Below are 3,812 nucleotides of genomic sequence, written 5' to 3' on the forward strand. Positions count from 1 at the left end.
CTCATGGAAAAAGTAACCGGAACCATCCTGCGAGGATCTATTTCAAAAAAATATCTTTTAGCTCCAGAAGATATGCGAAAAGGATCCTTGGCCTTGGTGGATACTCTTGCCAGCCTACATGGTTTGGATTTGGATAAAACAGGTCTTCATCAACTTGGAAAACCTGAAGGGTATGTGGAGAGACAAGTCACAGGATGGATCAAGCGCTATCGGGAATCTGAAACAGACCAATTGAAATCCATGGATGAATTGGCTGATTGGCTAAGCAGGCACCTGCCAAAAGTCTCGGAATCGGCCTTTCTTCATAATGATTTCAAATACGATAATGTAGTTTTTTCACCTACTGATCTATCAAAAATTCTTGCTGTTTTGGATTGGGAAATGGCAACAGTTGGCGACCCATTCATGGATTTAGGGACTACATTGGCTTATTGGTCAGAGGCTGGAGATCCTGAGATGTTAAAGTCATTCAATCTTACTTGGCTTCATGGTAATCTGACGAGACAGGAGGTTTTGGAAAGATATAGCCATCAGCGGGAAATTGATTTGCCTGACATGCTTTTTTATTACGCTTTTGCTACGTTTAAAATAGGTGTGATTGTCCAACAAATCTTTTACCGATATAAGAATGGACAAACGAAGGATCCACGTTTTGCCGGCTTACTTGAATTAGTAAAAGCCAACGGAGAAAATGGAATCCGAGCTCTTGAAAAAGGTAGAATATCCAATCTTTATCGTTCTTAAGACTTTACATTATTTCTATCGAAAGCCAAGCTTATTAAAAAAGGGCTTTATTCTTTTGCTAAAAAATCTTGTACCGGAGAGTTTTTATCAGATTCCATTTCACAGGTCCAACTATCGATAAACCATCTCCCATTTTCAAAGTGAAGCTGTATACTATTCAGTCCCCTATCAGTGGACTCTTGATTTGGGTCAGTCCTGATCTCGAATGCACTCCAAACCTGAGCGATATTCCCAAACTGACTTACCTTCCTTTTGAGTTCTTTTTCGTAAAAATCTTCTCTTGGAGCTAGTCCCATTGGAATGTATTCAGCTTCTAAAGTATGAGACTCGGCTTTTCCTTCTTCATCTAACCTGGTAATGACTGCATTTTTGGAATGGATAAACTGATCTCGTTCAAACTGCCAAGGGTCTTGGCTTGACCCAGATACGACATCATAATATGCATTAATAATTGCGTCTATTGATTTCACGTCATCAGCATATTTTTCTTCTACACTTTGTCCAAACACCGATGAACTGAATGCAAAAGTGATTATGATTAAAAAAGTATTTTTCATGTTTAAAAGTCAGTTAGAGATTTATTTTAGATTGTTGCCTGCAAAAGTGTCTGATATGTTTAAACTATATCTTCTTTTCAATTTCGGGATATATCTGTTGGAAGTATGAAATGTTGGGGATTGTGCGTTACTTTTCTGTCCAGTTACACGAATTTGATAAGTGGCCACATGTTTAAATAACCACTTAAATTTCAGTTCTTTATACCTCGTTTTTGTTAGTACTTATTTTTATTTATGTCTTTTTTGTAGTTTTTCATCATTTTCCCAAATTTCTTTTCTTTCTTCCGTCGTTCAACAATTGTTGATTCAAAGTGTTCTTTTTCTCTTTCTAATCGAAGGTAATTTTCATAAGAGGTTTTATCTATTTCTCCTTTATCGACAGCTTCGAGAACTGAACAACCAGCCTCATTGGTATGTGTACAATCTTTGAATTTACACTTTTGAGAAAGACTAATAATCTTATCAAAGGTAGTTTCTAAACCAGTTGTTGTGTCTGTAATTCCCACTTCTCTCATTCCGGGATTGTCAACGAGTATTCCACCATTTTCAAGAACAATTAGTTCTCTATGGCTCGTAACATGTCGTCCCTTGCTAGTACTTTGACTAATCAAATCCGTTTTCATAATGTTTCTACCAGAAAGATTATTCAATAAGGTTGATTTACCAACTCCTGAAGAACCAAGCATACAATACGTCTTTCCTTTTTCAATTAGCTTTTTAATTGTTTCGTATCCGATTTGAGTCTCGTTGCTTATAGCAATAATTGGAACATCTTTAATCCGTATTTTAATACTTTCAAGTATCTCATTTATTTTTTGCTCATCAACAAGGTCTATTTTATTGAGCAAAATAATAGGACTAACTTTTGATGAATAACATATTGTCAGGTATCTCTCAAGTCTGTTTATATTAAAATCTCTATCTGCAGCTTGAATTAAAAAAGCATAGTCAATATTTGTTGCTATTATTTGAATCTCCCCGAATTGTCCAACTGCTTGTCTTTTGATAATGGAGAATCTTGGTAATATTTTATGTATTATCGCTGAACCTGAATCATACGTTGTCAATGCAACCCAATCACCCACTGCTGGAAAATCTTCACGACTAGTAGCAGAAAATCTTAAATTTCCAGTTATCTCGGCTTCTAATTCAGCTTTAGTAGTTTTGACAACATATCTTTCCTTATGTTCTGCAATAACTCTTCCTATCTCAAAGTTATCCAGTTTTTGTTCAATTCTGAATTCTTCAAGTTTTTCGTTATATCCTAAATCTTCTAATTTCATTTCAGTATCCTTGTTGAAGGACGTTTTTTAGTATTCAGTGAAACGGCTCTTTTAAGAATAGTAGCAGACTGCAAAGCACTTTCCTGTCAAATTTCAAAAAACTTATATCGGGATACAAACCTTGACTCAACTACTATTTCAGCTATAATTTTAATCCAATGTAATGCCTTTTCCTTTTTTCATTTCTCTGGATTCCTTATTCTCGATAATGATTTGCTCTTTTATTTTGTTCTGCAAGTAATACGGTTTCTTCAATCCGCTTCAGTCTGGTTTCAGGTTTTTTTGCGTTAAAAATCCATTCCAATATTCCACGTTTTGAAGAACGGGGAAAGTTCTCCCAATTTTCAAAAGCTCGATCGTTATTTAAAAAAAGTTTCTGCAAGTCATCTGGTACAATTAAATTCTCAACTTCATCCAAGGCAGTCCAAGTTCCGTTTTCTTTGGCAATTTCTATCATCTCAAGTCCTGCCGGCTGCATTAACCCTTTTTCTATGAGTTTCGCAATCTTTTCCTTATTTACTTTGCTCCAATTGCTTTTTGGATTTCTTTTTGAAAAAAACTGATAGTAACTGTCTCGGTCTCGTTTGTTGGGTTTACTATCTATCCATCCAAAGCATAAGGCTTCGTCTACCGCTTCGGGATAATAAATACTAGGTATCCCACTTTCCTTTTTGTAGATAATCAACCAAACAGATTTTTCTGTCGAGTGATTTTTTTTCAACCATTTTCGCCAATCTTCACGTGATTTAGCTTGAAAAGTCTGTATGGAATTATAAACTTCCATTACCAATTAATAGGTTCTCCGTCCTTAAAAAATCCACCTGAAGGCCCGTCATCAGGAAGTGTTGCAGCCCAAACTATTCCTTTAGCGCTTTCTTTTACAGATCTTGCACCCCAATCTTCGGTTCCTGGATAGGTTGCGGTAAAACCTGGGTCAACAGAATTTATTTTGATTTTACTGTCTTTAAATTGGGTTGCTAGTTTGACTGTCAAGCCGTTTAACGCAAGTTTAGTAATCCCATATACTGGTACTTTGCTAAAATGATGGGCAAGTCCAAAAACTGGGTCGTCAAATGAACCGGCACCACTTGAAACATTTACAATTCTGGGTTGGTCACTTTGTTCAAGAAGGTTGTAGAATGCCTTTATCATTCTCCAAGCACCCAAAAGATTTGTGTCAAGAGCATTTTTAATAAACTCTATGTCCGCCGAAAGTGGTTCTCCACCT

Annotated in this window: 5 protein-coding genes; 1 reads left to right on the plus strand and 4 read right to left on the minus strand. The window is 36.1% G+C overall.

The window, feature by feature from the left end:
* A partial coding sequence (locus tag Q0L68_RS17665; protein WP_296705585.1) for a phosphotransferase family protein occupies positions 1 to 744 on the plus strand: 744 nt, incomplete at its 5' end.
* A 47-nt stretch (positions 745 to 791) separates the two neighbouring features.
* Here Q0L68_RS17665 and Q0L68_RS17670 read toward each other — a convergent pair.
* The 4 genes from Q0L68_RS17670 to Q0L68_RS17685 form a co-directional block, all read right to left on the minus strand.
* On the minus strand, positions 792 to 1,301 hold the full coding sequence (locus Q0L68_RS17670) for a hypothetical protein (RefSeq protein ID WP_296705586.1): 510 nt from the start codon (positions 1,299 to 1,301) through the stop codon (positions 792 to 794).
* A 215-nt stretch (positions 1,302 to 1,516) separates the two neighbouring features.
* Positions 1,517 to 2,584, minus strand: coding sequence for a ribosome small subunit-dependent GTPase A (gene rsgA, locus Q0L68_RS17675; RefSeq protein ID WP_296705587.1), 1,068 nt, complete (start codon positions 2,582 to 2,584; stop codon positions 1,517 to 1,519).
* A 196-nt stretch (positions 2,585 to 2,780) separates the two neighbouring features.
* The gene (locus Q0L68_RS17680; protein WP_296705588.1) at positions 2,781 to 3,368 is read right to left on the minus strand and encodes a YdeI family protein; all 588 of its coding nucleotides are present in this window, start codon (positions 3,366 to 3,368) and stop codon (positions 2,781 to 2,783) included.
* On the minus strand, positions 3,368 to 3,812 hold a 445-nt coding region (locus tag Q0L68_RS17685), incomplete at its 5' end, for an SDR family NAD(P)-dependent oxidoreductase (protein ID WP_296705589.1). The genes Q0L68_RS17680 and Q0L68_RS17685, both read right to left, overlap by 1 nt.

This window comes from Algoriphagus sp. (genome assembly GCF_024642405.1).
Taxonomy (GTDB): Bacteria; Bacteroidota; Bacteroidia; order Cytophagales; family Cyclobacteriaceae; genus Algoriphagus.

Coding starts and splice junctions, on each gene's coding strand:
- Q0L68_RS17680 (WP_296705588.1), bottom strand. CDS start 3,368: ATGGAAGTTTATAATTCCATACAGACTTTTCAAGCTAAATCACGTGAA.
- rsgA (WP_296705587.1), bottom strand. CDS start 2,584: ATGAAATTAGAAGATTTAGGATATAACGAAAAACTTGAAGAATTCAGA.
- Q0L68_RS17670 (WP_296705586.1), bottom strand. CDS start 1,301: ATGAAAAATACTTTTTTAATCATAATCACTTTTGCATTCAGTTCATCG.